Here is a 24741-nt window from a genome sequence, read left to right on the forward strand (position 1 = left end):
GGTGCCGATTCTAGAAGCAGTCCCCATTATCTTATCACTTTGCATCCATTTTCGGAATATTACCACAATAATATGTATGAAAGAAGCCCCGTTTTTTCTTTTTCTCCAGAATAAGGGCTGGCTTGTCGATCATACTAAAAAGGATTTTTACATAATTTAGGAGGTTTCTTCTATGTGGAAAAAAGGAACCCTGCTCCTGCTGGTCTTCATCTTCATTGCCATGCCTGTGTCGGCAACCCCGGAAATTGCCGACTTGCAGGTAGATCAAACCCGGATGAAAGACTGGAAGGAATTGATCCTGCACTGTGATCTGATCGTGGTTGGACTGACAGATGCCCGCCACCAAAAGTACCCGACAGCGAAGCGCATTTCCGCTGGTCAATTGGTGAATTATGTGCAAGACGTCCAGATTGAACGCACGCTCCACGGTTCCGCATCTCGTCGGGTGAAGCTCCTCAGTACCGGCGTCGAGCCTCTCCCTGATGCCTCTGATCCCGCAAACCTTCAATACCCTGGTCCGCTTGGAGAGGGACAGTACCTTTTGTTTCTGAAAAAAGTGAACCGGACTGACATGTACAGCATTGTGGGGCTGTGGCAGGGAGTCTATCCGCTTTACGATGGCAAGACCGTCAGTTTGCGCGGGCAAGGGTTTCCGGAACTGAATCAGTTATCGATCCGCGATGTAGCGGATAAAATCAGAAGTGTCCGCAGATCATCCGGCAGATGAATTTCCGCCCATTGTTGCTGTAATTATGGACTTGGGGATAGGACACCACCAGACCTCCTCTTGCCAAATAGGCTGTCTCCCCTTCAAAAACGGGTGATATGTCCGTGAGTTGTTCCGTGTGCTCCGAATAGGATATACGGCTGTTATTGATATATCCGAATCGGGGAGGTATGCAGGGCTTGCGCATATTGGTGATCTTGCCAGAGCAGCTGCCTGTACCGCCAATCAAAGGCGGCTCTGTTGAAACCTGCACGTACAACATTTTCAAGCGGATGGCACGTACCGATCAGGTGGTCATGATCAGCCGTGCCCATCCGAGGCTGCCCTCTGTCAGCCGCTACCAGAACGGTCGGCTTACCATTATTCGCATTCCCCACGGGGACAGGCGGCGCTATATACATTCTGCCTTGAAAAAGGTAGCCGGCCAATCGTTTGACATTATCCAAATCGAAAATCGTCCTCGTTTCGTTTCACATGTCCGCCGCCAGTTTCCACGAACTGCAATCATCCTGTCGCTTCATTCACTCACATTCATGTCCAGCCTCTCCCGCAGCCAAGCGGACCGGATTCTTCGCCAAGTAAACGGTGTGACTTCGGTTGTCTCCTTTGTCACAAGGACCATGCAGCACCGTTATCCTCGCCATGCCCGCAAATTTCGAACAGCCATACTGGGGGTGGACACCTCCAAATTTCGCCCATGGTCGGCCTCTGCCAAAATGGAGCTGCGCAGCCGCTGGGAACTTGCCGATACCTACAACATCCTCTTTGTCGGCCGCATTGTCCGTGGAAAAGGATTGCATACGCTTGTCCGTGCCGTTTCCCTCCTGAAAGAACGGATTCCTCACGCCAAGCTCGTCGCTGTAGGGGCTTCCTGGCCGGGAGTCAGCAGCCAAACGCCCTATATGCGCCAGGTTCGGCAATTGTCAGAGCTCCTTGGGGTTCCGATCCGTTTTACCGGTTACATTCCACCCTCGCGCATCCATGAAATGTTTCAGCTTGGCGATGTTTTTGTCTGCCCTACGCTGTTCCGGGAGGGCTTCGCCACGGTCAACTCGGAAGCGATGGCCTCCGGTATACCCGTAGTAGCGTCCAACCGCGGGGGAATTCGGGAAGTAATCAGGGACGGGCATAGCGGTCTTTTGGTGGATCGCTTCCAAAGTCCCGAGGCATTTGCAACCGCGATTGATCTCCTGTACAGCGACCCGGAATTGCGTAAGCGGATCGTTCTCAACGCGCGACGGAGAGTCTCGACCTCTTTTAGCTGGCACCAAACCGTGCAGAAGCTAAAGAAGCATTACCGTCTCGTCCGCCGGTAGCATAAGAGCGGAAAGCAAAAAGCCACTGCGCATGATGCGTTCAGTGGCTTTATTTTCAACAGCGGGGGAAGGGAGCGATCCGCTATTATTTGGTTACAACCAGATACATATAAATCGCTACCGACAGCGTACAAACGAGAACACTGCCAACAAAGACCCAGATGACCAGCTTATTATTCCGATCTTCACGATTGCTCATAAGTCGTCTCCTTAGCCTGAATTCCCTTTCTATTATAAAACCCCTTGTATAAAAACAAAACTCTCCCGAGGAGAGTTTTGGCATTTGTCATTATTTATTCAGATTGATCATGACTTCTTCCGGTTTGACATCTTTTGTGATCAGTTTTTCCTGTTTCATCCAATCGATCAGTGTCTGCCAGGATTCAGCCGTCTGTGTGCCAAACGGTTCACTGCCTGCATCCATCAAAGGCAGCAGGATGTCCAGACTTTTCGTTTCCACATCCTCCTCCAACGGGAACTCCTGTGCTTGCTTGGCCAACAGAGATTTCAACGCCTTCTCCTTGTTTTCCTTTACGTACGCCTGGCCTTTGGCGGCTGCACGGAGGAATGCCGCCAGCGCATCCTTCTTCTTGGCTGCCGTTTCATCGCTGGCAGCCACGACCAGCTCATAATAATCAGGCACTCCAAAGTCACTCGGCTTGATTACGTTAACGGGAACGCCGTGCTTTTCCAAGAGGACTTGCTCGTGATTGATGTAGCCGCCGACTACAGCATCCACCTTTTTCGCGGTCAATGCGGGTATGATGTCAAATCCGATGTCGGTAAAGGACAGGCCGGAGTCATCTGCCCCCGCTTGCTTCACCACTGTACGGACGATCGACTCGTCCAGCGGAACGGAAGGATAGCCGATATTTTTCCCGACAAGCTTTTCCGGTGAATCCAGACCGCTGTCTTTTCGCGTCATGATCACGTTCAGCGGGTGACGGACCAGCGCAGCAATGGAGACGACCTTTATGTCTTCCGAACGGGCTTGCACAACCTGGGGCTGATAGCTGATTGCCATATCGACCTTCCCGGCAGCAGCCATCCGCAGTGGATCATTGGTATCGGAAGGCATTTGCAGATTGACCTTCAGATTTTCTTCCTTGAAATAGCCTTGTTCTTCTGCAGCGTAGAGAAACGAGTGTACAGCGTTGGGGTACCAGTCGAGCGCAATGGTCAACTCTGTCGGCTCAGTGCCCGCAGCCGATTTAGCAGCATCTGGCTTCTCCTGATTTTCGCTCTGTGCGCCACACGCTGCCAGACTCGCAGCCAGAGAAAGCGTCAAAAGCGTTTTCGTCCATTTGTTCATGATTCTCTCCTACCTATCCTATCGTTTTTTATCTTTTCTGTTTCGCGTCTGAGGGGAAGCCCACAGCTCCAGCCTTCCTGCCAGCCAGAAGAGCAGCATACCAAGTATGGATAACAAAAGAACGGAAGCAAACAAGGCTGGCGCCTGGAAGTTTCCCGATGCCCGCCGGCCGAAATAGCCGAGACCTTCGCTCGCCCCAAGCCATTCACCGATGGTGGCACCCGACACGCTGTAGGTAGCCGCCACCTTTAAGCCGCTAAAGAAATGGGGCAGACTGGCCGGGAGCTGAAGCTTGCTGAACAACTGCCATTTGTTCGCTCCCATCGTACGCAGCAAATTCATCATTTCCCGGTCGCAGGCCTTCAGACCATCGTACGTGCTAACGACGATAGGAAAGAAGGTAAACAGGATCGTCACCGCGATTTTTCCCGTCAAATCATAGCCAAACCACAAAATGAAAACGGGTGACAGCGCGATGATGGGTATCGTTTGCGAAATGACAATGTAGGGATACACCAGACGCTCGACTGTTTTGCTGAGCGTCATGACCAGTGCAAGCGAGACCCCGAACAGGATGGAGATGAAAAGTCCCAGTCCTACTTCCCTGAGCGTCGCCCACAGATGCTGTCCTAGCAGCTGTTCCCGCAAATCCCACAGAGAGAGGAGAACCGTGCTCGGCGGCGGCAAAATGAAGGCTGGAACGGCAAGCAGTCGGCAAGCAGCCTCCCAGGCGATGAGAAGCGAGATGACGGAGACGAAAAACCATAGCCCCTTTTTCAAAGACTCCTTCACGCTTCGCTCACCTCCCCATTCGCGGCACCATGGCCTCGCAGCAGCTCCCAGATTTCTCCCCGCAGAGCGTGAAATTCCGGATCATTGCGACTGGCCAACGTTCGCGGACGGGGAACAGAAACCTGCAGCTCTACCGGCTGCCGGATCGGACTGCCCAGGAGAACGACTACCCGGTCCGCCAGCAAAATCGCCTCATCGATATCATGGGTAATAAGGAGCATCGTGCTCCCGGTCTGCTGCCACATCGAGAGCAGCCATTCCTGCATTTCCATCCGCGTAATCCCATCCAGTGCGCTAAACGGCTCGTCCAGGAGCAGCAGGTCCGCTCCGGTCATCAGGGCTCTCAGGAAAGAAACGCGCTGACGCATCCCGCCAGAGAGCTCATCTGGATGGGCGTCCTTCCATTCGGCCAGGCCAAAGCGGGGAAGCTCTTCCGCAATACGCTCGCGTATTTCACTTTTGGAAAATCCTTGTATTTCGAGCGGCAAACCGGCATTTTCAGCTACAGTCCGCCACGGCATCAGCAAATCTCGCTGCGGCATGTAGCCTACACGCCCGAGACGTTCTGCCGTTGATTTTCCATCCAGACGGATCGTCCCTGTGTCTGGCTGCAGCAGTCCCGCCGCCAATTGAAACAAGGTGCTTTTCCCAATCCCGCTCGGCCCGATCAGACTGACCAGCTCGCCCTTGCTTAGCTGCAGATCGAATCCGTCCAGTATCGGCTTTTCCCCATACGAAAAGCCGACGCCCGAAAAGGCTAGTTTTTCTCGCACGGCCACATTTCCTCCGTGTAAGCCATTTCCCAGAACAAATACTCCATGCGGGACGTGTTCAGGAAATGCTCCTCCAGAATCGCCAGCTCTTTCTCTGATTTTCCTTCAGCGAGCTCATCCATCAGGTCGATCAGCCACTGCGCCAGCTGTCCAAACTCGTCGGAGCTGTACGTACGCACCCACTCCCCGTACCATTCATGCTCAAGCGCTCCCTCTACCTCGGCGAGCCGCTTGCCGATTTCCCAGTAGCTCCAGGCGCACGGCAGTACCGCGCTGACCAGCTCGGCTAGCGAGCCCTGATGAGCTACCTTCAGCATATAGCTCGTGTAGGCAAGCATCACAAACGACGGTTTGGTCTGCTCCAGCTCCTCGCGCGTGATGCCAAAGCGTTCGGCATACTGACGATGCAAGGCCATTTCGAAATTGAGCGTCGCTTCCTGCAGCGAAGCAAACCGCGCGCTCGTCGCCAGATCATGGGCTTTTGTACTGGCGATGGCAAACATTTTGGCGTATTCGATCAAATAGACGTAGTCCTGCTTCATGTAAAAACGGAAGGACTCCACAGGCAGACTTCCATCTCCCAAGCCGGTGACAAACGGGTGACGATGGGTCCGCTCCCAGATCGGAGCAACCTTTTCCCGCAAACGATGCGTAAATGTCGACAAGTCCACTCACTCCCTTTTCGTGTTGCACCAGTCCACGAGGAACCGGGCAACTGTTTGTGCAAAGACAACCAACTGCTTCGGATCAACGGATTCATTCACAGCATGAGCATGACTCAGCTCACCCGGGCCAAAGATGACGGCTGGTATGCCGGCGTGGGCAAACCATCCTGCATCCGTGACCGAAGGAGACATGTTTACCACCGCCGGGCGTCCCGTTTGCTTTTCAAATGCAGCCTGCAGCTTGAGCAGGGCCGGATGCTCCTTGTCCAGCTCCAATGACGGAAAGATCTCTCCCCGCTCCTCGATCATGGAGCGGCCTCCCCAGCGAAAAACGGGCGGATGATCCCGCAGCCACGGATCAGCGGCGGCGGCTCTGCGGACATGGTCCTCTACTTCCCGTATGATATCCTCATGCGTCTCGTCCGGATAAAAGTGAACGGTAATCCAGAGGGCGCAGCGATCCGCGAGAAAAGCCGCATGGCGTCCGCCTTCGATGACCGCAGGATTGATCGTGCTCATCCCTGGCGGAAAACCGGGGTATGATTTCATCACGGCCCAGTGCCGTTCCAAATCCTGCAGCGAGGCAATCACCTTCATCATTTTCTCAATCGCAGATGCCCCGTGGACTTTACCGCCTGCGTGTATGATCCTGCTGCGCATCCCGTCATGGAGCGTAACCGGGCTTTCAATCGTAATCCAGCCAGTGATCACTCCGCCCTGGCCTTGCATCTGCAGATCGCTTGTGTCTACGACAAGCGCATAATCGGCCGAGTAGCCGCGCTCAATCGCAGCAAGCGTGCCGGCTTCCCCAGCTTCTTCACCGATCACGGACTGAAAGGCGAGATCGCCCTTCAGCTCTATGCCGTGCTCATGCAGCATCTGGATCGCAAACAGGCTGGCAGCGAGCGCCCCTTTCATATCGGCGACGCCGCGCCCGTACCATCTGCCGTCCCCGCCTTTGGTCAAGGCAAAAGGCGGATACGTCCAGCCGCTGTCGTCTCCGACCTCAGCTACGTCGATATGGCCGTTGATGATCAAGCTTTTGTAGTTTCTAAAGTCCGTTCCCTTCTTTACCCCCACGACGTTGTCATCGCCTGGAAAAACGGTCCAGCGGTCGACCTCGAAGCCGAGCGCTTGCAGCTTCTCTGCCACCAGCGTCTGCGCCTTGTCGCTGTTTCGGGCGGGAGGGCTTACCGTCGGCTGGGCGATCAGCTCGGAGAGAAGCGAAAACAGCTCCTCTCTACGCTCCTCAATCGCTGCTAGTACGTGCTCCACCTACTCGATCATCCCTTCAGTCGGACTGCTCGCCGATGCATACCGTTTTTTCGCGATCCGTCCGGCAAGGAAGCCTTTCCTTCCCGCTTCCACGCCCAGCTTCATCGCCTCCGCCATCAACACCGGATTGTCCGCCAGCGCGACCGCTGTATTGAGCAGGACACCGTCCGCTCCCAGCTCCATCGCCTTCGCACAGTCAGCGGGAGAACCGATGCCGGCGTCAACAATGACCGGTACTTTGGCGTCTTCGATGATGAACCGCAGATTGTTTTCGTTGATGATGCCCTGGCCTGATCCGATCGGAGAAGCTCCCGGCATGACAGCGTGAACGCCGGCCTCCTGCAGATGTTTGGCCAAAATCGGGTCGTCATTGGTATAAGTAAGCACGATAAAGCCTTCCTCTACCAAAATACGGGAGGCTTCCAGCGTGCCGATCGGGTCTGGCAGCAGCGTTTTCGGATCGCCGATGACTTCCACCTTGATCATGTCGCACAAGCCGGATGCTTTCGCCAGGCGGGCAATTCGCACAGCCTCCTCAGCCGTATAGGCACCCGCCGTATTCGGAAGCAGCGTAAACTTTTTCAGATCCAATTGCTCCAGAAAATTCGGTTCATGCGGGTTTTCCAGATTTAGGCGGCGAATGGCAAAAGTCAGAATTTCTGCCTCTGATGCTGCCACCGCTTTGTCTTGTATGTCCAGATCAGGGAATTTTCCCGTCCCCAGAAGCAGCCGCGAACGAAATTCATACGGTCCGATTTTCAAAGTGTCCATCTTATTCATCCTCCACCGACAAAATGTACAATTTCAATCCGGTCGCCATCCGCAACCGGTGTCTCTTCATAACGGGTGCGATCCACAATCTCTCCGTTACGCTCCACGATCACGATCTTCTCCTGCAGCTGGTAGGACTGCAGCAGTTCACGGACAGTCGTAATTTCAGCAGCCAGCTCTACATTCTTGCCATTCAACTGTACCAGCATGTTCCCCCTCCTTCTTCGGCGCAGCATGTTCTGGCCGGTCCCAGAAAAAAACGGCTTCTTTTCGCCTGTGCCATGTAGAAAACAGACGGAAGAAGCCGTTTGAATACGGTACATCAGGGGCAGACAGTAAAAAAACCATCCGCCTCGGATGGTTGTGGTTGTGCTTATCTGCATATGCCTAAATGTCGTTCCAAACCATTTGGAAACAGCATCGGCGTTCACGCTGATGAGCTGATACCTCTTCCTCCGCTGGCATGACCCAGGTCAGGTTCAACGGTCAGTAACGCATTCGTTACAATCTCAGCCGATTTTGCTCGACCCCCGTTTGGTATTGCGCGTGGTTATTCAATTCGATTATTACAGTATCACTCTATTTCGGGTTTGTAAAGCTTTCCTTGTACAGAATCTCCAGTTCGACCAGGCAGCGCTCCGCCCATTTTGACGTTTTGCGCAGCTTTTCCATTTCCCTCTCCAAAGCGGCTTTGAGCGATTCCTTGTAGTCGGGCAAAGTCCCGTTGAACCGGATCACGCTCGCAGCCGGAACCATGATTTTTTCCAGGTAGGAGAGAGCCGGTCTTTGGTGAAACAAGGGAACGTCCACCTCAAGCGGATTGTGCAAATCGCCCTGCGTCGGGTATTTCGTAACAGCCATAATTTTGACCAGCAATTTATCGCCGTGATTTTCTACAACCTCTGTCAGATATTCTCCCGTCTTGTACCCGACCCGGACCAGATCTCCCGGATTCCATGCATTCATCTGACTCTCCTCCTTCGTTTCCCTAAGGGCGGTCGCAGCCTGATTGGACAGACTGACTGCGACTGCCACGGGTCATGTTTTACACCTCAAGCAAACCGCGCGCATGATCCAGCACGGCGTCCGCAGCCACCGTCGGAGCCCCTCCGCCCTGGGCCATCGCCGGGTTGCCGCCGCCCTTTCCATCGATCAACGGCAGCGTCTCCTTCAGCAGCTGGTTCATCGGAGCCGCCACCTGTGCGCCCCGGGCAAAAACGAGCTGCAGCTTGTCCGTTGTTGTCGCCAAAAGCGCGATGACATGCTCATCCTGCGAGGTGAGCGTACGGGCAAGCTGCTGCAATTCCTGCATGCTTCTGCCCGTGAAAGAGGCCTGGACGACACGGGCGTTCCCCAGCTCGGCTGCTTCTTTCAAATACCTGGCTGCTTCATATGTCAATAGCTCTGTTTCTTTTTGCTGAAGCGAATCCTTCAAGGCCTCTTTTTCAGCCAGCAGACGCTGCAGCATATCGGCGATTTCCGCTTCGCTCGTCGTCATCATCCGGGTGAGGTCCTGCAGCAAGTGCTGCTTGCGCGTGTAGTCCGCGAGTGCCCGCCAGCCGCACAGAAATTGAATGCGTATATTGCCTCTGTGGCGTTCCCAACCGATGATTTTGATCGGACCGACTTCTCCCGTAGTTTTCGGGTGTGTCCCACCGCATGGATTGTAGTCGTAATCCGGGATGATGACGACCCGGATATTCTCGGATACCGTAGGCTGCTTGGTGAGCGGCAGCTGTTCCAGCTCTTCGGCCGTAACAAAACGAGCGTCGATCGGACGATTTTCCAGTACCACCTGGTTTGCCTGACGCTCCGCTTTTTCAATCAGCTCTGGCGTAAGCTCGCTCAGCGCAACATCAATCGTCACGTGATCGCGTCCGAGGTGGAAGGCTACTGTCTGGGCATCTGCGAGCTTGATGAACGTCGCGGAGAGAATATGCTGTCCCGTATGCTGCTGCATATGGTCAAAACGCCGATCCCAATCGATCCTGCCCGTTACCCGCTGCGTATGTTCCGGAAGCGGCGCTTCGAGGCGATGCCTGATCTCCCCGTCGACTTCCTCTACGTCCGTGACGGCAACCCCTTCAATGGTTCCCGTATCACAAGGCTGTCCTCCGCCTGTCGGATAAAACGCCGTCTGGTTCAACACTACGTATGCTGTTCCGTCCGCTTCCACGCCGCGTTTGATCACATCTGCCTCAAACGTCTGCAAATCAACATCTTGATAGTACAACCTGTCGTTCATAGGTACCCCTTTCCAATCACCTGCAATAAACAGCCGATCCATCCATTTCCTCCCTGACTGGTTCCCTGTATAATGGGTCCTGGAGGTGTTACACTTGGCTAAAAAATTGTTCACGGTCGAACAGGCGAATCAACTGCTGCCATATGTACGCGACGAGCTCTCCTTTTTGCAAGAAACGAAGCGCCTCTTTTATCAAACCTACCAAGAACTGCAGCAGGCCAAAAAGCGGCAGCCTCCCGATGAGCAAGAAGTCTTTACGCTGGAATGCCGCCTGGAGTTTATGGAGCTGGAGGCGCAGATGCATATCAACCAGCTCATGGAGAAAGGCATAGAGGTAAAGGACATCGACATCGGGCTGTTCGATTTCCCCGCTGTCATCGACGGAAAAGAAGTTCTCCTCTGCTGGAAGCAGGGAGAGCCAAGCATTGCGTATTATCACGGCATCACAGAAGGGTTTGCCGGTCGCAAACCAATCGAATAGGCTGCTTGCGATTCCCTTTTTTTGCTATTCCCTTACCAGCTTTGCCATTTTTTCCTCACGTTGAATACGCTCTTCGGGCGTCGCCAAATCGTATTTCTTTAAAAGGTGAAACAGCTCGTTCAAGGTTTCCTGAGAAAGCGTCTCCGTCAAAAGCCCGTTCAGCTGCGCGGCCAGTGCCGGCGGCAAAAAAGGCGTTTGCTCGGCCAGCTTGTTGCGGACGTCTTCTGTACTATGATCCAGTCTGCACTCTCCCATGATCTCCCTCCTCGTTCTTTTTGCTTCATCATACCATGTTTGGCGAGCAGAAAAAAAGCGTACAGGCTTACCGGACTGTACGCTTTCCTATGGTTATCGACGCTTTCTGACGCGGAAGTTCTCCTCGATCAGCAGCCAGTTTTGCGGGAAAGGCAGTCCCAGTCTCCAATAGCTGACGCCTCGCAGACCGAGCTCCTTGACCAGGTTGAACTTGGCCTGAATCGAACGGGCATCTTCAAACCAGACGCGATGACGCCTTCCTTGGTCATCTGTGTACTCAAAAAACGGCGCCTGCGCTCTGCTGTCGTATTGGATCGGCACCTGCTCCCGCTGGGCGAGCGCGACAGCAGCTTGCGGACTCAGGGCACGAGCAGTCGTTCCGGGCTCATAAGGCAATGTCCAGTCGTACCCGTAAAGATTTTGCCCCATCATAATTTTGCTGGCAGGCATCTCTGTGATCGCGTATTCGAGCACTCGCCGGACTGGGCCGATCGGCGATACAGCCATCGGAGGACCGCCGCTGTATCCCCATTCATACGTCATGATAACCACGAAGTCAGCAATTTCCCCGATCGCCCGGTAGTCGTGAGCCGCATACCATTTGCCTTGCTGTTCGGCGCTTGTCTTGGGCGCTACCGCGACTGACATCATCAGGCCGTTTCTTCTTGCCCGCTCACGGGCACGGCGGAGAAAACGCGCATATGCTTCTCTGTCGGCTGCGGGCAACGCCTCCATGTCAAAATGGATATCGCCAAACCCGAGGTCAGTGGCAGTTGTGATAATGTTGTCCAACAGGCGATTTTGGACGTTCATATCGTTTAACACCAGGCTTCCCAGCTCGGAGCTGAACTGACCTCTCTCCAGGTTGGTAATCACCATCATGAGGACGACCTCATTTTCCTGGGCGATCTGACGCAAATCACCCAGAGGGGGCGGTGTCAAAGTGCCGTCCCGATTTATCCTGAAGCTGAAGGGCGCCAGATACGTCAAATGGGGGGCAGCTGTCCGTATATCTGCCTCCAGGGCCGGAGTCACCGTTCTTCTCGGCTCTGCATAGGCGTTAAAATCGGCCGCACGCCGAGGCCGCGGAGGGATGTACAAGCGGAGCCCCACTTCTATCGGGCGGTACAGGGAAATCCGGTTTATACGCGCCAGTTGGGCTGCACTGATTCCAAAACGCTGCCCGATCGTATACAGTGTATCCCCCGGCCGTACCCAGTAGTAACTGCCCACAATGGGGATGACCAGCGCCTGTCCGACGACCAGCCGATCCGGCTCGGGTATTTGATTGGCACTGGCAATGGCTTGCGCAGTCGAATCATACCTCTCCGCGATCGCATTCAAGGTTTGTCCCCGCTCTACTACATGGATCTGCATGCTTCTCCTCCTTCACGTTTTGTCTCTCTCTTTCATGTATTCAACGTGAAGGAAATAGGTGTATGTCTAGAAGAACCTTTTCAGGGTCCGATATAAAAAATCGACAGATTGAAAGGCGAAATGCTTCTCAACAATACGTCCGTGGCGAAAAATGAGGAGCCCCGGGACACTGGCAATCTCCCACTTTTGCGCAAACTGGGGCCCGGTATTTATGTTAAAGCGATAGATCAGCAATCCGGGAATCGTCTGCTCGACAATTTCAAGCATTTTCTCCCCCAGCTTGCACGTTCCGCAAAAAGGGGTGTAGATGAAAACCACTGCCGGATTGCCCTTGCCGGGGTCTTCCAAATCCGCGATGTCGTTTACTGTCAGCTCTTGCACATGCTCTTCCCCGTTTCTTCTTCATTCGGTAGTACTATCCTAGAATTTGGGCGAGAGCGATGTCAAGTGCTGAGAATGGAATCCAGGGGACCGAACGGCTCAAAACTTCCCTTGAATCCGGAAAATGATTTCGGCAAAAAGCGTGGCGAACAGAAATGTTCCTGTGTACACCACGAGGGAGATGACGACGATTCGCCAGCTCAGCCGCATCTATCCGCCGCTTAGCTTCGGGGAAGCCAAAAAAGCGGTCCGGTATTTGCAGAACCGGAACCGCCATGGAGTCGTTCGCTATGGGGATTTGGGCGTAAACCAGCTGCTGATTCACCAGTCGCCGGAGGACCAGGAAGCTTCTGTCCGCAGTGTCTTTCAACCATTGTGGGAGAAAAAGGAAAAATATAGTGATCTTGAGAAAACCTTGCTCGTCTATGTCCATTGCCATCAGTCCGCCCATCTCACGGCCAAGCAGCTCCATATCCATATCAATACGCTGTATCAGCGGCTGAGAAAAATTGAAGAGCTGCTTGCCATTGATCTCAAGCAGCCCGAAGATAAACTAAAGATTCAGCTTGCCTGTCATCTGCGGTCGGAGTAGAAGCTTCCCACCAGTTAGGACAGCCTCAGCAGCAGCCACTCCAGCAAGATGCGCGAGACTCCTGCCACAAATACGGACTGGCCCATTCCACTGAGTAATCCGGTGACCACTCGCAGAACATTGTTGCTCTCCCGCCACTTCCAATACTGTGTACAGCCGTCGATCAGCATTGGCACCTGCAGCAGGACGCCTGCGAACCAAGGAATTGTCAAAGGAAGGAGCAATAACAGCGGCAATGCTGAATACCCAGTCAATATGGCGCTGCAGCGGGCACATAGCGGAAGCCGCTTCCCTCTGACAACCAGCGACCGGGAAGGCATCCGATGGCATGGAATAAAGGACAGGGATCTGATCCTGGCGAACAACCCTTCCTTCATGGCGTCCCCGCTCCGCAGCCGCAGTCCGGCAAACAGTCACAATCCGGTATGGAGCCCGCCCCGCAGTCGACAAAGCCGCAATCCCAGGACGAACACTTTTTGCGTTTGGCCGGATAGGCCACCAGCAGAAAAACGATCAGTCCAATCCCGGCAACGATGAAAACGACTCCCCACGCGACAACATGATTTACGAGCAGCCCGACACCCGTAATCAGGCAGATTAAGGCGGCCATTACTCCTATAAAAAACAACCCGACCCCTCCTTGCTGCACCCATTTTATCACAAAGGAGGGAAAACCACCCACATCTCCAGACGGTTCTTTTATCGGTCATTGGCGGTCGTTGGCAGTCGTAACTTCCGCGGCGCTATTTTAAGAAAAACAAAGGCCCTGCCATACCACGACAGGGCCAACATTCACTTATTTCAGCGAAAACACTTTTGTGATCTGCGGCAGTGTTTCGATCGCCGCTGCTACTTCCGAGGAGATCTCTTCATCGGTTATGGAAACGAGCAGAGCATTTTTCCCCTTTTGTTCCCGTGAGACGTTCAGCTTCGAGATGTTGATTTGATTATCGGCCAAAATCCGCGAAACGTCGTAGATGACTCCCGGGTAGTCGATATGGTACACCAGCAGGCCGTGGGAGCCGGGAGGTATCCGGCAGGGACAATAATTGATCTCGCTGATGTACACCTCTCGCCAATCTTGGGCAATCGTATACTTATTGGCGCCCATTCGGATAATCGCCAGGTGATTTGCGTATTCCCCAGAGCTTGTCTGGACAGCAGCCGAGCCTCCCAATCCTTCTGTGAGGGCCCCCGCGATCTCGTCCCTGTTTTCGTGGGACAAAATGGAGATAGACGCATTCTCCGTCTCTGCTTCCAGTCTGCGTATCAGGCGGGCTAATTCAAGCAAGTCTTCTCTGTTCGACATGGTCCTTATCACGTCCTACTCTCATCATTACTCAGGAAAAATCCACTCTTCTTTCTCTTTTATTATAGAGGATTGATTGTCGGAGCGGTACCATGCCGTTTGGGTCTTCCCCTCTATTTCAAAATCAATTTTGTAAATGGTATTCCCCTTGCCGCTCTCCGTAAAAGGACTTTCATCCTTGGGAACGACCGTAATGTGCTGCACCTTTCCGCCTTTTGCCTCGATGACATCATTGATGACAGCGACATGCTCCTTGCCCAGGGAGTACATGCCGAAATAGGCGAGCAAGGCCAGCAAAACTGCTCCTCCCAAAAAAATCAAGATCATGACTTTTGATTTCTTTGTCGCTTCCACGTCCGATTCCCCAATCCCTCAATTATTTCCCTGTGTCCAGCGGAGTGACCTTGTCGATTGTCCCTCCACCCAAACATTCTTCTCCGTTGTAAAAGACCACAGCTTGTCCGGGAGTAACCGCTTTTTGCGGCTTGTCAAACACAACTTCTACTGTATGATCATCGCGGATGTGCACCGTAACCTGCTGATCAGGCTGTCTGTAACGGAATTTTGCCGTACAGGTGAATGTCGAGATCGGCTTCCGATCGCTGATCCAGTTCACATCCGTAGAAACAAGACTGGTCGAGAACATTCTCGGATGGTCTGCCCCTTCTGCAACGATCAGCACATTCCGCTCCAAATCTTTATCCACCACAAACCACGGTTCTCCTGTCTTGCCATGGCCGCCGCCAATCCCAAGACCTTGCCGTTGTCCGAGGGTATAGTACATCAACCCGTCATGGCGCCCGACAACATCGCCGTCAACCGATTCGATATTGCCTGGCTTTGCCGGCAGGTAGTTTTGCAGAAATTCCCGGAAGTTGCGCTCGCCGATAAAGCAGATACCGGTGCTGTCTTTTTTCTTTGCTGTCGCAAGGCCAGCCTTCACGGCGATTTCCCGAACCTCGGGCTTGCTCATATGGCCGATCGGAAACATCGTTTTGGAAAGCTGCTTCTGATTGAGCGCATTGAGAAAGTACGTCTGGTCTTTATTGGTGTCCTTTCCGCGGATCAGCTTGTATTCGCCGTCCTGGAATTTGACCTGGGCGTAATGCCCGGTCGCAATGTAATCTGCCCCCAAGTCCATAACCTTGGTCAACAGCTCGCCGAATTTGATTTCCCTGTTGCACATGACATCCGGATTGGGTGTCCGCCCGCGGCGGTATTCATCGAGAAAATACTGGAAGACTTTTTCCATATACTCTTTTTCGAAATTGACCGTATAGTACGGAATTCCGATCTGGTCGCAAACGCGTCGCACGTCCTGAAAGTCTTCTTCCGCTGTGCAGTGGCCGAATTCATCGGTATCGTCCCAGTTTTTCATGAAGATGCCGATCACATCATACCCCTGTTGCTTTAACAGGTATGCTGTCACGGAAGAATCGACCCCTCCAGACATGCCGACGACGACACGTGTATCTTCTGGTCTTTTCATGGTCGTTCTCCTCACTGTGAATTTGTTCCTCTACAGATTATCATGTTTCACAAAACAATTCATGTATTCTTGCGCGAAAACGCCTGCCGAAGTGTCCGGCAGGCGCAAGTTTTTTATTCCATTTGCGAAGCCTCGTCTTTTATTTCGGAGCGGAAGTCTTCAATGCTCTCTTCCCTGCGTTCGTTTTTTTGCTGCAGGTTCGCTTTTTCCTCCGCGGAAATCTCATCGCCGTGCGCGTTGAGATAATCGCGTGTCTCGCGCATGTTCTCCATGCTGTTTTGAATCATTTCTTGCAGCTTTTCAACATTATCCGAGCGGTTGTCTGGTTTGGCCATGCGGCACACTCCTTTGCAGGTATGATTCCATGTCCTTACCATTTTGCGCCCGGACGGGACACTTTATGTACAGATACATGTGTCCCTTTCCATGCAGTCTCCTGACTATTCAGCGGGCCTCGGTCCAGCGTCCATGCCGGATTCCGAAACAGTCATCAACGGCTTCACCGCAGCATCTGCCGAAACACTTATCCAACCACCCCCGCTACTCCCCAGTTCCCGTCTGTCCTTTTCATTTCGCGAATTTCCAGGATCGCGTCCTTGTTCAGAGGGCCGTATATATGCGGATACAACAGACCGTCCTTCGCTTGTTCATACTTGACCGGCGAGGCAATCTTTTGCTCCTGTATGACCAATACGTACAGCTTATCCGTAAAATCCTTGTATACGCGATTGGCGACTTTACCCAGGAGCTCCTCACTCTTGGTCGCATGGATAAAGCCTTCCTGCTCATAATCACGCGGGAGGTATGTCTCCTTTCCCTCCCATGTTTCCCAATAGGATTTAGGTACCAGACAATAGATGATATCCACTTGCATATTCCCCTTTCTGTTTGCACGATAGGCAGCGTGTCCCGACGATTCTCTATGGGAACCTTCTGTATACGCAAGCGCCAGAAGGCCCCCCGTCGGCCATCAGCCCCGAAGCGCCTTGTCAATGTGACGAATTGCCTTTAGATAGGCCATCTCATCGAGCCTGTTTTGATCATGTCGCCATTGAATATAATTTCGCAATGAATGCAGATCAACCCATGCATCCCTGGCTTGCGGGTTGTTCCCGGGAACTTCTCCCGTTATTTCTCCTTCCCGTACCAGCTTGGCCATCTCGGCCGGATGCATTCCGATTTGATACGCGATATGATACAGAGCGGTTTTCATTGAGCCTCCCGGTGTGTACATGTGGCGTTTCTTTTTTCTCGTATCTATTCTGCCAATCTTTTTTCCGCTTGCCAAGGCAGTGTTTGTTTTACTGCTTTTCACACTTCCCATTTGAGCATTTCGTATGATCTACTATTGGAAACAGAGGAAAAACTTTCTATAATACTTCTATTCGCTGATTTGCTCGAAAGCATGCAAGCAGCCTATCTAACAGATTCGCTTGGGGGAAAATCCATCATGTCCGATCTCTTGTCCTATACGATTCAAGGCGAGCCCTTTATGCTGTTTTCGGTCTCCCACCTTGTTGCACTTGCTCTATTCGTGCTTTCCGTACTTGCTCTCTATTTGCTTCGCGATCGATTGCGGACATCTGATACAGAAAAACGGGTCCGGTATTCTCTGGCAGGGCTGCTGCTCTTCACCGAAGTAACCTTTCAGCTGTGGCACGTCTATACAGGGAGTTGGTCTGCCGCTTATACGCTGCCTTTGCAGCTCTGCAGCATTTCCTTGTTGTTTTCCATCGCGATGCTGATGTTCCGGAGCTACCGGATTTATGAGTTCACCTATTTCCTCGGTCTCGGAGGAGCCCTTCAGGCGATGCTGACGCCTGAGCTGTTCTACCCGTTTCCACATTTTCGTTTTTTTCACTTTTTTCTGGCTCACGCAGCCATCATACTTGCTTGCCTGTACATGACGTGGGTGGCGGATTATCGTCCCACCATTCGCTCTTATTGGAAGGCTCTCGGTGTTTTGAATCTCCTTTTGCCCATCGTACTGCTTGCTAACAGCGTGACCGGAGGCAATTACATGTTCGTCTCGCAAAAGCCTGCCAATCCGAGCCTCCTGGATTACCTCGGTCCCTATCCCTGGTATATCCTTTCGCTTGAAGGTGTGGCTGCCTTGCTCTTTTTTCTGCTTTACCTGCCGTTTTATGCTCAGAGCAAAAGGGACCGGAAGCCGTCGCAGTCAGGGGTTTCTGTGTAGTCCCTTTTTTTTGTGTCATCTGCGTTGTCCCTGCTGTTCTTGGTAAAGGTTCGCCAGACGCTTCGGCGCGGTCCGCAGGTAGCCTTCTTGGATCAAGCCTTCTATTTCCTCCCAGTCTGGAGTGGTAGACCCGCTTACCGATACCCATCCGTGCTGCCCGATATACGGTGTCTTGGTGTAGCCGCCCTTATGCAGCAGCAGCTCCTGTGTGTGAGGAGTTGTCTTGAGCGAAAAAGTAGTCTCTAGCCCGCGCTCAGCGATCATGACAAAAGGCTTGTCCCCCACACGGAAGGTTGTATGTCCAAAGGAGTCTACTTTTTCCTGCACCTCGGGAAATTGCGTGCAAATCGTTCGTAGACGCTCCAAAAGCGCAAGTCCCGCTGGCGTTTCCACCTGTTTATGCTTGTCCATGCCATCTTCTTCTCCTTTCACGAGTACGCTTTTTTTGGTTCATTCGACAACCGCCAACGAGGGGCTACCATGTCCGATCCTGTTTTGTGGTAAAATGAACCACAAGGAGGTGTTTTCATTTGAAGAATGAAAAACGACCAGCCGATTATCCTCCTCAACGGGAAAATGAGCCCTTCAACAGCGTTGTCGACCACTACCGAAACATTGTCGGAACACCTTCGAAACCTATCGACATGGAAAGCATGCCGAAGCCGCTTAAATGGTTTGGCTATATTGTCTTTGGCATTCTCTTGACAGGCAGCCTGCTTCTCCTCATCGCCTTTCTGATTACGTGAGACTCCCATGAAAGGAAAACGATCAAAAGCGCTTCGATCATCTTGACTCGCCTCTGCCCCCAGCCTTGACCGTTTAACAAGATGAGCTTAGCCTACAGGTTTTGGGGAGAATCTTCAATCACCTTTCAATTCCCTTCTTGTGTATGACACTCAGTTTTTCAGGAAGCCTTGATGTACTGCATACAAAACAAGCACTATCCGTCCGACGATTCCACAGATTTCCGAAATGGGCAAACTGCGATTTTGCGAAGTTTGGAGCAGTCTTTTCTATGAATCGTAGAGGTCCAAAAGATTGCTGTCAACGGGCTTTTAGAACGGAGGTATGAGAAGTGATTGGGAAGCTCTTTCTGGGGGCCTTGCTATTGGTTTGGACATTTGCGGAATTTTTCTTTACGCCATGTGCATCGAAGAAAAGAGAACGCTTGTTGTTTTTCCTCGTCCTGTTGGCGATCAGCGGGGGGATATACTTCCTGTTCTTGTAGGTACTCAATTGTTTGAAGAATCGTTCGTCCGCTACCGAAAACGGCGCACGGAAAAACATGATTTCAAATACGAAAACCTGCTTCTTTGAATCGACAGCAGCTATCCAACTCCGCTTTTATACCGGAATCCGGTAATCAAACGAAACATGGGATCAGGTGATGAACTGTGGCCTCCAACTGGAAGGATACCATCTCTTACGCTAGCTACGGGGAAGGAAAACCGCTTGTCGTCTTGCATGCTCTCGGAACAGACCACCGGGCCATGCAGGCATGGATGGAGCCCCTTTTTGCCAATCGGCCAGGCTGGCAGCGCATCTATATCGATCTGCCGGCGCACGGACACAGCCATGTAAAAGAATGGGTAACGACCTCAGAGGATATTCTCCATGTCATTCTGGGCTTTTTGGACGACTTCATACCCGAGAAGCGTTTTACCCTGGCAGGCAAGTCCTACGGCGGTTATATCGCCCAAGGCATTTATGCAAAAAGAAAAGAGCTTCTGGACGGTTTTTTCCTCCTCGCACCCGCTCTTCACTTACAGAAACGCACCCTGCCTGACAAGACAATTCTACGACAAGATGAGGAGATGCTCCATGATCTCCATCCGGATATACGAACAGCATTCGAAACGCTGATGGTTGTCCAAACCAGGGAGAATCTCACTCGATTCCTGGAAGAGGTGCAGCCGGGCCGTCTGCTGGCAGACCGAGACTTTCTCACATCCGAATGGCGTACCAAAGGCTATTTTTTCTCACTTGATCCCATAGACAGCACGAGTCTCTTCACCGCTCCTACCTTGTTTCTTCTCGGACGGCAGGATGCCATTTGCGGCTACAGCGATCATTGGTCAATGCTCGAACATTTTCCGCATGCCACTTTTTCGATTCTTGACAGCGTTGGTCATATGCTGGAGATTGAAAAGCGGCAATTGGTTCAAACGCTTTGCGGCGACTGGCTTGATCGTGTAGAGCATTTCGTTCAAAAAAACTCGCTTGGTTGATTTCTTGTATTTCCCCCATCATTCTGATAATGGAGTGATCGAAGTGAAATACTGCATGCATTGCGAGAAGACTGATGGTAAATCGGGGAGGGGCACGTTCGTGTGCATAGACGCACTTCCCCCTCCCGCCGCTTTACTCATCCTCAGATGACTCCACATGCTGCCGGATAAACGCCTCCGCTGATTCATCCAACATGTACTCCCTCTTCGGGTCTTCATTTACATCGGAATCAACTTCCTGCTCGGTAATATATGGAGTATCCATGTTTTGCTTGGTGATCAACAGATTGATTTGCGGCTGTTGGTCATTACGTTCATCCTTGGGCATTCCCATTCTCCTCTTCTATGTAGGCTACGAAGCGCTGGGCTTCGCCCGATTTCAAACGATTGCACTCTGTTACTATGTGCCGCTTCTGGTCAAAATATCCGGGATTCTGTTGCCAATGCCGGCATGTTCCAACTATCATGAACAGAGTATCACCTTGTTTACCCATTTTCTCGAAAGCTGAGGGATCCCTATGAATATGCTGGAGCTGAGACAATACTGTCTTGACAAAAAAGGAGCAGCAGAGGATTTTCCGTTTGGTGAGGATATACACGTCATGAAGGTCGGGGGAAAAATGTTTGCCTTGCTTGCAACTGGAGAAAACGGACTGCAGATAAGCTTGAAGTGCGAACCGGATCTTGCCGAGACTTTGCGTTTCCAGTATCAAGCAATCAAACCGGGATACCATCTCAATAAACGTCACTGGAATACAGTTGAAGTGGATGGCACCGTCCCGGAGCAAGAACTGTTGAGCCAAATTGACCTTTCGTATCATTTGGTTTTCAAAGGTCTTCCCAAAGCGAAACAGCAGCTGATCCACTCGTAACAAAGGACAAGCATTGCAGTTCGTTATGTACGGCCTTCTCTTCTCATCATGTCTGCTCTGTTACATAAAACGGAAATAACCGCAATGATTTACATGACAATGAAACATTTCCCTCTCCGTCCTCCGCCCGCAGGCGATAAGCCGATGGATTTCAGCCTGTTTCCCCTGCCTTCAGGTCATCTGTCTATCCACAATTACGTGCACCAGAATATACAGGTATGGTAATCCAAGAAAAAACGGAGAGGATGAAGTTCATGTATTCTTATCCTGGGCGAGGGTCAGGTCAAAGTTCTCAATGGTCACCACAAAGTCCGCAACGGTCCTCACAGAGCCCGTATTGGTCAGCACAAAGTCCACAATGGCCAACTCAACGGGATCAATATCGTCCCCCATCCAGACGCAGATATTGCCCCGATCACTGTCGTTGGTGTCCACCTGAATGCTGCCGCCGTCGTCGAGACAGAGATAGAAGATACTGAGCCTCTTCAACAATCCGGCCAAATAGTCGTGCAAGATCGCTTTCATACTCGTGAATCGTTTTTACGTTAGCTACTACATTTGCATTTGGAGCCACCCAACCGGGATTGGCTCTTTTTTTACGAAAAAAAGAACTTGACCCGTCTATCCTCGGCAAATATTTGAAAGCTTTTCGTCTATACGGGCTGTCTCATCCAGACATAGTATATGTCAGCGCTGCCCACATTGTTTGTAGGGAGGGAAACTAAACAGATTGAGACAAGAACGATCGAAAAAAAATGGCTTCCCAAAAAGAACAGCGACAAAGATCAATTCGCCGCAGAAAGATAAGGGCAGGACATCGCAGAAAAAAGTGGTCAAATCGCTTCGGGTTCGTTCCATCCGGTCTGGAGCTGTCAAAAAGTCGAGCAGAAACGGAAACGTCATCATCGCTGTAACTGGCAAAACGGGTGAAGCGCCCATCAAAGAAATGCCCGCACCCATTCTCAAGAAACGCCGGAGAGTCTATGCATCAGGCAAACACGTGCTGACAAGCAATGCCCGTATCCGTACACGCCAGAAACAGCCGCAATACCGCAGAGCTATTGTTGTTTTGGATAGGTTAGCAAAAAGAGATATTCGTCAAGGGTTCCAAAACATTGTGGACGCGCTCAAGGCGATCGCAGCCAGTCACACATCCGGATATGCTCCACATGAGATCCAGGCCGGTTTGTCCCAGCGGCGGCCGGGAGTATCTCACGTCCAAAACGATATTCGCGTCATAGAGGGTACCTCCATCGCACGCCCTTCGGCTGTAAAAGCCGCTCTCGACATTCTGGTCCAGAATGAAAAAGGAACCAACATCGCGGTATTCGGCACTATGCAGGGAAAATACACACGAAAAGAATATGCACGGATCGGCCGATATGTGGCAATGAAGAAAGTGGATTACCTCTACACGCTCGGTCCGTACGCCAGGTGCATCTCCCGGGCAGCCACTCGCTCCGGTTTTCCCCAAAAACGCGCACGCCACTTTACAAGCAGGATAAAGCTGCACCGCGCTTTAAAAAAGAGGCTCTTGCCCGGCACGACCATTCTCGTAATAGGTTCAAACAAAGCAAAAATAAGCAGGACTTGTGCCTATTTGCGCAGATTGGCCAAAAGCAAAGCAAACGTGTCGGTTGAAGTGCGGCCAAAGAAAAGAAAGATCGCCATGCGAAGCGACAATGATCTTCTAAAGGAAAAAGATCGTGTAAGGGAGGATTCTCTACTGGAAGAAGACTCCGAACAGGAAACAGCAGGATCGGAGGTTGAATCAGCGTTCGAAATGGACTCACAGGTTGAAGAAGGTGACGACCATTCACAATTTGAACCGGATGAGGAGCAGGATACTGAACCTGAAAAGACGGATGAGGTTGAGGATGATGCCGGAGACGGTGACCACGTCGAGGACGATGACAATAACCATTCGATAACCTACGACAGGCGTAAACGAGCGGTCCATAAGAAGAATCAACCGGTTGCAACGAACGACTTGTCAACTGATGGGCTTCTCGTCACAAATGACCTCACGGCGAGCACTGAATCGTATTTTGGCTCTCTTCCGGAAGGATTTGATGCTCGGTCAGAAGATTTTGCTTCTATCCCGGAAGGCATTGATGCTCGGTCAGAAGATTTTGCTTCTATCCCGGAAGGCATTGATGCTCAGTCGGAAGATTCTCTCGCGGAAGGCGTTGATGCTCAGTCGGAAGATTCTCTCGCGGAAGACATCGATTCTGTCCCGGATGATTTTCCTCTGACGGCCCAATCCGTTGATCCAGATGATGCTTTATAACAGGGGCACGGCCTACTCTCCTGCGGCTAAAATTGCTCTTCTTGGTGCAAGAAGGGCTTTTTGGTTACATAGATGCAAGAAACTGATGTTTTTATCAAAAACGCATCTTTGGTAATATGAAGAAGAGGAGCGTGATAGCTATGGACAAAGCCTTTTATTACACGGTGGATCACAATCAACTGGAAGAATACAAAAAAATTCTCGATCTGATGAAAATCCCGTATTTCGTCGAGGTACCGGTTGCTCTTTTGCGAAATGGTGCAGATCAGTACGCAATCGTTTTTCCCCATATGTCTGGAAGGCTCTATGAGATGGTGCGAAAGCTTTTTCGCGGGGATGGAACGGCTTATCCGCAGTAATCCACCCCCTATTGCGAAACGACAGAAAAGCCCTTCAGCAATTCTTACGCCAAAGGGCACTGGTTTTGACACTACTTGTTGTCAACGTTAATAAAAGGAGTGGCTCCCCCTGTAACATTTGGCAATTTCCCGTCCCAGCGGCGAATCGCTTCCAGTTGGGCTTCGATTTGCCTCAATTGAATCAACTCAGGTGTAACTTCCTGTTTTTGCAGGCGGAGCGCTTCGGCCTGTGCCTGAGCCTTCGTAATTTCCTGCTCCTTCTCGATTTTGATCCGTTCCAAATCAAGCTTTGACTTGAGCGCTTGCTGCTCGGCGACTTGCTTTGCTTCAATCGCACGGTCAAATTCTTCACTGAATTTAAACTCGCGGATGTTGATTTCGTCCAGGACGATGTAATAAGAAGCAAGCTTCTCCTTCAGCACTTCTTTTACTTTTGCACTTACTTCAGAGCGCTTGGAGATCAATTCTTCTGCCGTATATTGTGCTGTTACCGCTTTCAACGCTTCGGCGATTGCAGGATCGACTATCCTGGCAGCGTAATCCATCCCCACCTCCTGATAAAGCCTGTTGACATTATTGCCATCCAGATGATGGTTGACAGCGATGGTTGTTGCCACGGTCTGCAAATCCCGGGAGGCCGAAGTTTGACTGGTCTCTGATTTTTGGACCCGTACCTCCATCGGAATGACCGTTTGAATAAAGGGAATACGGAAATGAAGACCCTCGTCAAAAACTTGCGGTTGAACGGCTCCCAACTGCAATACAACGCCACGATGCCCCGCCTGGATTATCGTTACCGATTGAAAAATGAGGAAACCGATAATGAGAGCGACAATGATGGTCACAATCGTCTTAGGGGCGCCCAATTTGGGATTGAGCTGTGTCACTTTCTGATTTTCCATTCGCATCTCCTTTATGACTGGCTTTATGCTATGTAATACGACAACAGATTTCATAAGTTTCAAAAATTTCACCCTACTCACTATTCGTCGAATGTTTGGTTTGCGGCTCTCGATACAATAGCTCGGCGGTTTT

At 51.7% G+C, this 24741-nt stretch carries 35 protein-coding genes and 1 riboswitch; of the genes, 11 read left to right on the forward strand and 24 right to left on the reverse strand.

Going from position 1 to position 24741, the window contains the following annotated elements:
- Positions 1-172 precede the first annotated feature (172 nt).
- Both NST96_RS14465 and NST96_RS14470 read left to right on the forward strand, forming a co-directional pair.
- Entirely contained in the window at positions 173-727 is a 555-nt protein-coding gene (locus tag NST96_RS14465) for a hypothetical protein (RefSeq protein WP_003390487.1), read from the forward strand.
- A 170-nt stretch (positions 728-897) separates the two neighbouring features.
- Complete coding sequence (locus NST96_RS14470) at positions 898-2043, forward strand: glycosyltransferase family 4 protein (protein ID WP_024983628.1); 1146 nt, start codon at positions 898-900, stop codon at positions 2041-2043.
- A gap of 289 nt (positions 2044-2332) precedes the next feature.
- On the opposite strand, the gene NST96_RS14475 is transcribed toward NST96_RS14470, so the two are convergent.
- The 9 genes from NST96_RS14475 to NST96_RS14515 all read right to left on the reverse strand — a co-directional run bounded on the left by NST96_RS14475 (position 2333) and on the right by NST96_RS14515 (position 9918).
- Positions 2333-3355 (reverse strand): ABC transporter substrate-binding protein, encoded by a 1023-nt coding sequence (locus tag NST96_RS14475; RefSeq protein ID WP_122959034.1) that lies wholly within the window; start codon positions 3353-3355, stop codon positions 2333-2335.
- Positions 3356-3373: 18 nt separating this feature from the next.
- A complete protein-coding gene (locus NST96_RS14480; protein ID WP_024983630.1) occupies positions 3374-4135 on the reverse strand; it encodes an ABC transporter permease in 762 nt (253 codons plus the stop codon).
- Positions 4136-4143: 8 nt separating this feature from the next.
- A complete protein-coding gene (locus NST96_RS14485) occupies positions 4144-4920 on the reverse strand; it encodes an ABC transporter ATP-binding protein (RefSeq protein WP_024983631.1) in 777 nt (258 codons plus the stop codon).
- Positions 4905-5585 (reverse strand): thiaminase II, encoded by a 681-nt coding sequence (gene tenA, locus NST96_RS14490; RefSeq protein ID WP_003390492.1) that lies wholly within the window; start codon positions 5583-5585, stop codon positions 4905-4907. Before tenA ends, NST96_RS14485 begins: the two co-directional genes overlap by 16 nt.
- Positions 5586-5591: 6 nt before the next feature.
- Positions 5592-6860, reverse strand: a complete 1269-nt coding sequence (locus NST96_RS14495; RefSeq protein WP_003390493.1) for an acetylornithine deacetylase — start codon at positions 6858-6860, stop codon at positions 5592-5594.
- Positions 6861-7631 (reverse strand): thiazole synthase, encoded by a 771-nt coding sequence (locus tag NST96_RS14500; protein ID WP_342404148.1) that lies wholly within the window; start codon positions 7629-7631, stop codon positions 6861-6863. It lies immediately after the preceding gene.
- A 5-nt stretch (positions 7632-7636) separates the two neighbouring features.
- Entirely contained in the window at positions 7637-7840 is a 204-nt protein-coding gene (thiS, locus tag NST96_RS14505) for a sulfur carrier protein ThiS (RefSeq protein ID WP_003390495.1), read from the reverse strand.
- A gap of 224 nt (positions 7841-8064) precedes the next feature.
- A riboswitch (TPP riboswitch) is annotated at positions 8065-8175 on the reverse strand.
- A gap of 35 nt (positions 8176-8210) precedes the next feature.
- Positions 8211-8597 (reverse strand): kinase-associated lipoprotein B, encoded by a 387-nt coding sequence (locus NST96_RS14510; RefSeq protein WP_003390497.1) that lies wholly within the window; start codon positions 8595-8597, stop codon positions 8211-8213.
- Between the two features lie 79 nt (positions 8598-8676).
- On the reverse strand, positions 8677-9918 hold the full coding sequence (locus tag NST96_RS14515; RefSeq protein ID WP_342404149.1) for a DHHA1 domain-containing protein: 1242 nt from the start codon (positions 9916-9918) through the stop codon (positions 8677-8679).
- A 43-nt stretch (positions 9919-9961) separates the two neighbouring features.
- Here NST96_RS14515 and NST96_RS14520 point away from each other — a divergent pair, with 43 nt between their 5' ends.
- The gene (locus tag NST96_RS14520) at positions 9962-10357 is read left to right on the forward strand and encodes a DUF2203 domain-containing protein (RefSeq protein WP_255320345.1); all 396 of its coding nucleotides are present in this window, start codon (positions 9962-9964) and stop codon (positions 10355-10357) included.
- A gap of 24 nt (positions 10358-10381) precedes the next feature.
- On the opposite strand, the gene NST96_RS14525 is transcribed toward NST96_RS14520, so the two are convergent.
- The 3 genes from NST96_RS14525 to NST96_RS14535 form a co-directional block, all read right to left on the reverse strand.
- Entirely contained in the window at positions 10382-10612 is a 231-nt protein-coding gene (locus NST96_RS14525; RefSeq protein ID WP_003390501.1) for a hypothetical protein, read from the reverse strand.
- A gap of 93 nt (positions 10613-10705) precedes the next feature.
- A complete protein-coding gene (locus tag NST96_RS14530) occupies positions 10706-11989 on the reverse strand; it encodes a glycoside hydrolase family 18 protein (RefSeq protein ID WP_024983636.1) in 1284 nt (427 codons plus the stop codon).
- Positions 11990-12055: 66 nt separating this feature from the next.
- The gene (locus NST96_RS14535) at positions 12056-12370 is read right to left on the reverse strand and encodes a thioredoxin family protein (protein WP_003390503.1); all 315 of its coding nucleotides are present in this window, start codon (positions 12368-12370) and stop codon (positions 12056-12058) included.
- A 163-nt stretch (positions 12371-12533) separates the two neighbouring features.
- On the opposite strand from NST96_RS14535, the gene NST96_RS14540 reads away from it, so the two are divergent.
- On the forward strand, positions 12534-12962 hold the full coding sequence (locus NST96_RS14540; protein ID WP_342404150.1) for a helix-turn-helix domain-containing protein: 429 nt from the start codon (positions 12534-12536) through the stop codon (positions 12960-12962).
- A gap of 14 nt (positions 12963-12976) precedes the next feature.
- On the opposite strand, the gene NST96_RS14545 is transcribed toward NST96_RS14540, so the two are convergent.
- The 8 genes from NST96_RS14545 to NST96_RS14580 form a co-directional block, all read right to left on the reverse strand.
- Complete coding sequence (locus NST96_RS14545; protein WP_003390505.1) at positions 12977-13339, reverse strand: DUF2085 domain-containing protein; 363 nt, start codon at positions 13337-13339, stop codon at positions 12977-12979.
- Positions 13336-13590, reverse strand: coding sequence for a hypothetical protein (locus tag NST96_RS14550; RefSeq protein WP_003390507.1), 255 nt, complete (start codon positions 13588-13590; stop codon positions 13336-13338). The genes NST96_RS14545 and NST96_RS14550 overlap by 4 nt, the downstream gene beginning before the upstream one ends.
- A 168-nt stretch (positions 13591-13758) precedes the next feature.
- Entirely contained in the window at positions 13759-14271 is a 513-nt protein-coding gene (locus NST96_RS14555) for an ACT domain-containing protein (protein WP_003390508.1), read from the reverse strand.
- A 27-nt stretch (positions 14272-14298) separates the two neighbouring features.
- A complete protein-coding gene (locus tag NST96_RS14560; RefSeq protein ID WP_003390509.1) occupies positions 14299-14625 on the reverse strand; it encodes a hypothetical protein in 327 nt (108 codons plus the stop codon).
- A 22-nt stretch (positions 14626-14647) separates the two neighbouring features.
- Positions 14648-15760, reverse strand: a complete 1113-nt coding sequence (mnmA, locus tag NST96_RS14565) for a tRNA 2-thiouridine(34) synthase MnmA (protein ID WP_003390510.1) — start codon at positions 15758-15760, stop codon at positions 14648-14650.
- 113 nt (positions 15761-15873) lie between these two features.
- On the reverse strand, positions 15874-16095 hold the full coding sequence (gene tlp, locus NST96_RS14570; RefSeq protein ID WP_003390511.1) for a small acid-soluble spore protein Tlp: 222 nt from the start codon (positions 16093-16095) through the stop codon (positions 15874-15876).
- Between the two features lie 188 nt (positions 16096-16283).
- Positions 16284-16634, reverse strand: coding sequence for a DUF952 domain-containing protein (locus tag NST96_RS14575; RefSeq protein ID WP_039070319.1), 351 nt, complete (start codon positions 16632-16634; stop codon positions 16284-16286).
- A 96-nt stretch (positions 16635-16730) separates the two neighbouring features.
- Positions 16731-16973, reverse strand: a complete 243-nt coding sequence (locus NST96_RS14580; RefSeq protein WP_003390513.1) for a hypothetical protein — start codon at positions 16971-16973, stop codon at positions 16731-16733.
- A gap of 237 nt (positions 16974-17210) precedes the next feature.
- Between NST96_RS14580 and NST96_RS14585 the strand changes: the two genes are divergently transcribed.
- Positions 17211-17957 (forward strand): TIGR02206 family membrane protein, encoded by a 747-nt coding sequence (locus NST96_RS14585; RefSeq protein WP_327956626.1) that lies wholly within the window; start codon positions 17211-17213, stop codon positions 17955-17957.
- A 15-nt stretch (positions 17958-17972) separates the two neighbouring features.
- On the opposite strand, the gene NST96_RS14590 is transcribed toward NST96_RS14585, so the two are convergent.
- A complete protein-coding gene (locus NST96_RS14590; RefSeq protein ID WP_243014172.1) occupies positions 17973-18368 on the reverse strand; it encodes an MmcQ/YjbR family DNA-binding protein in 396 nt (131 codons plus the stop codon).
- Between the two features lie 119 nt (positions 18369-18487).
- On the opposite strand from NST96_RS14590, the gene NST96_RS14595 reads away from it, so the two are divergent.
- From NST96_RS14595 to NST96_RS14605, 3 genes are all read left to right on the forward strand, one after another.
- A complete protein-coding gene (locus NST96_RS14595) occupies positions 18488-18703 on the forward strand; it encodes a hypothetical protein (RefSeq protein ID WP_003390517.1) in 216 nt (71 codons plus the stop codon).
- Between the two features lie 329 nt (positions 18704-19032).
- Positions 19033-19185: a hypothetical protein gene (locus NST96_RS14600; RefSeq protein WP_171506364.1), complete on the forward strand. Its 153-nt coding sequence runs from the start codon at positions 19033-19035 to the stop codon at positions 19183-19185.
- 166 nt (positions 19186-19351) lie between these two features.
- On the forward strand, positions 19352-20185 hold the full coding sequence (locus NST96_RS14605) for an alpha/beta hydrolase (RefSeq protein WP_003390519.1): 834 nt from the start codon (positions 19352-19354) through the stop codon (positions 20183-20185).
- Positions 20186-20318: 133 nt separating this feature from the next.
- Here the strand turns inward: NST96_RS14605 and NST96_RS14610 are convergent, their stop codons facing one another.
- Positions 20319-20513: a hypothetical protein gene (locus tag NST96_RS14610; protein WP_003390520.1), complete on the reverse strand. Its 195-nt coding sequence runs from the start codon at positions 20511-20513 to the stop codon at positions 20319-20321.
- Between the two features lie 196 nt (positions 20514-20709).
- Between NST96_RS14610 and NST96_RS14615 the strand changes: the two genes are divergently transcribed.
- Positions 20710-21057 (forward strand): MmcQ/YjbR family DNA-binding protein, encoded by a 348-nt coding sequence (locus tag NST96_RS14615; protein ID WP_003390521.1) that lies wholly within the window; start codon positions 20710-20712, stop codon positions 21055-21057.
- Positions 21058-21309: 252 nt separating this feature from the next.
- On the opposite strand, the gene NST96_RS14620 is transcribed toward NST96_RS14615, so the two are convergent.
- The gene (locus NST96_RS14620) at positions 21310-21582 is read right to left on the reverse strand and encodes a hypothetical protein (protein WP_342404151.1); all 273 of its coding nucleotides are present in this window, start codon (positions 21580-21582) and stop codon (positions 21310-21312) included.
- Between the two features lie 205 nt (positions 21583-21787).
- On the opposite strand from NST96_RS14620, the gene NST96_RS14625 reads away from it, so the two are divergent.
- Positions 21788-23347 (forward strand): hypothetical protein, encoded by a 1560-nt coding sequence (locus NST96_RS14625; protein ID WP_342404152.1) that lies wholly within the window; start codon positions 21788-21790, stop codon positions 23345-23347.
- A gap of 140 nt (positions 23348-23487) precedes the next feature.
- Positions 23488-23706 carry a hypothetical protein gene (locus NST96_RS14630; protein ID WP_003390524.1) on the forward strand — a complete coding sequence of 73 codons (219 nt, stop codon included), beginning with the start codon at positions 23488-23490 and terminating at the stop codon, positions 23704-23706.
- 71 nt (positions 23707-23777) lie between these two features.
- On the opposite strand, the gene NST96_RS14635 is transcribed toward NST96_RS14630, so the two are convergent.
- The gene (locus tag NST96_RS14635; protein WP_024983643.1) at positions 23778-24608 is read right to left on the reverse strand and encodes a prohibitin family protein; all 831 of its coding nucleotides are present in this window, start codon (positions 24606-24608) and stop codon (positions 23778-23780) included.
- Positions 24609-24741: the final 133 nt, after the last annotated feature.

This window comes from Brevibacillus sp. FSL K6-2834, assembly GCF_038592925.1.
Lineage (GTDB): Bacteria > Bacillota > Bacilli > Brevibacillales > Brevibacillaceae > Brevibacillus > Brevibacillus borstelensis.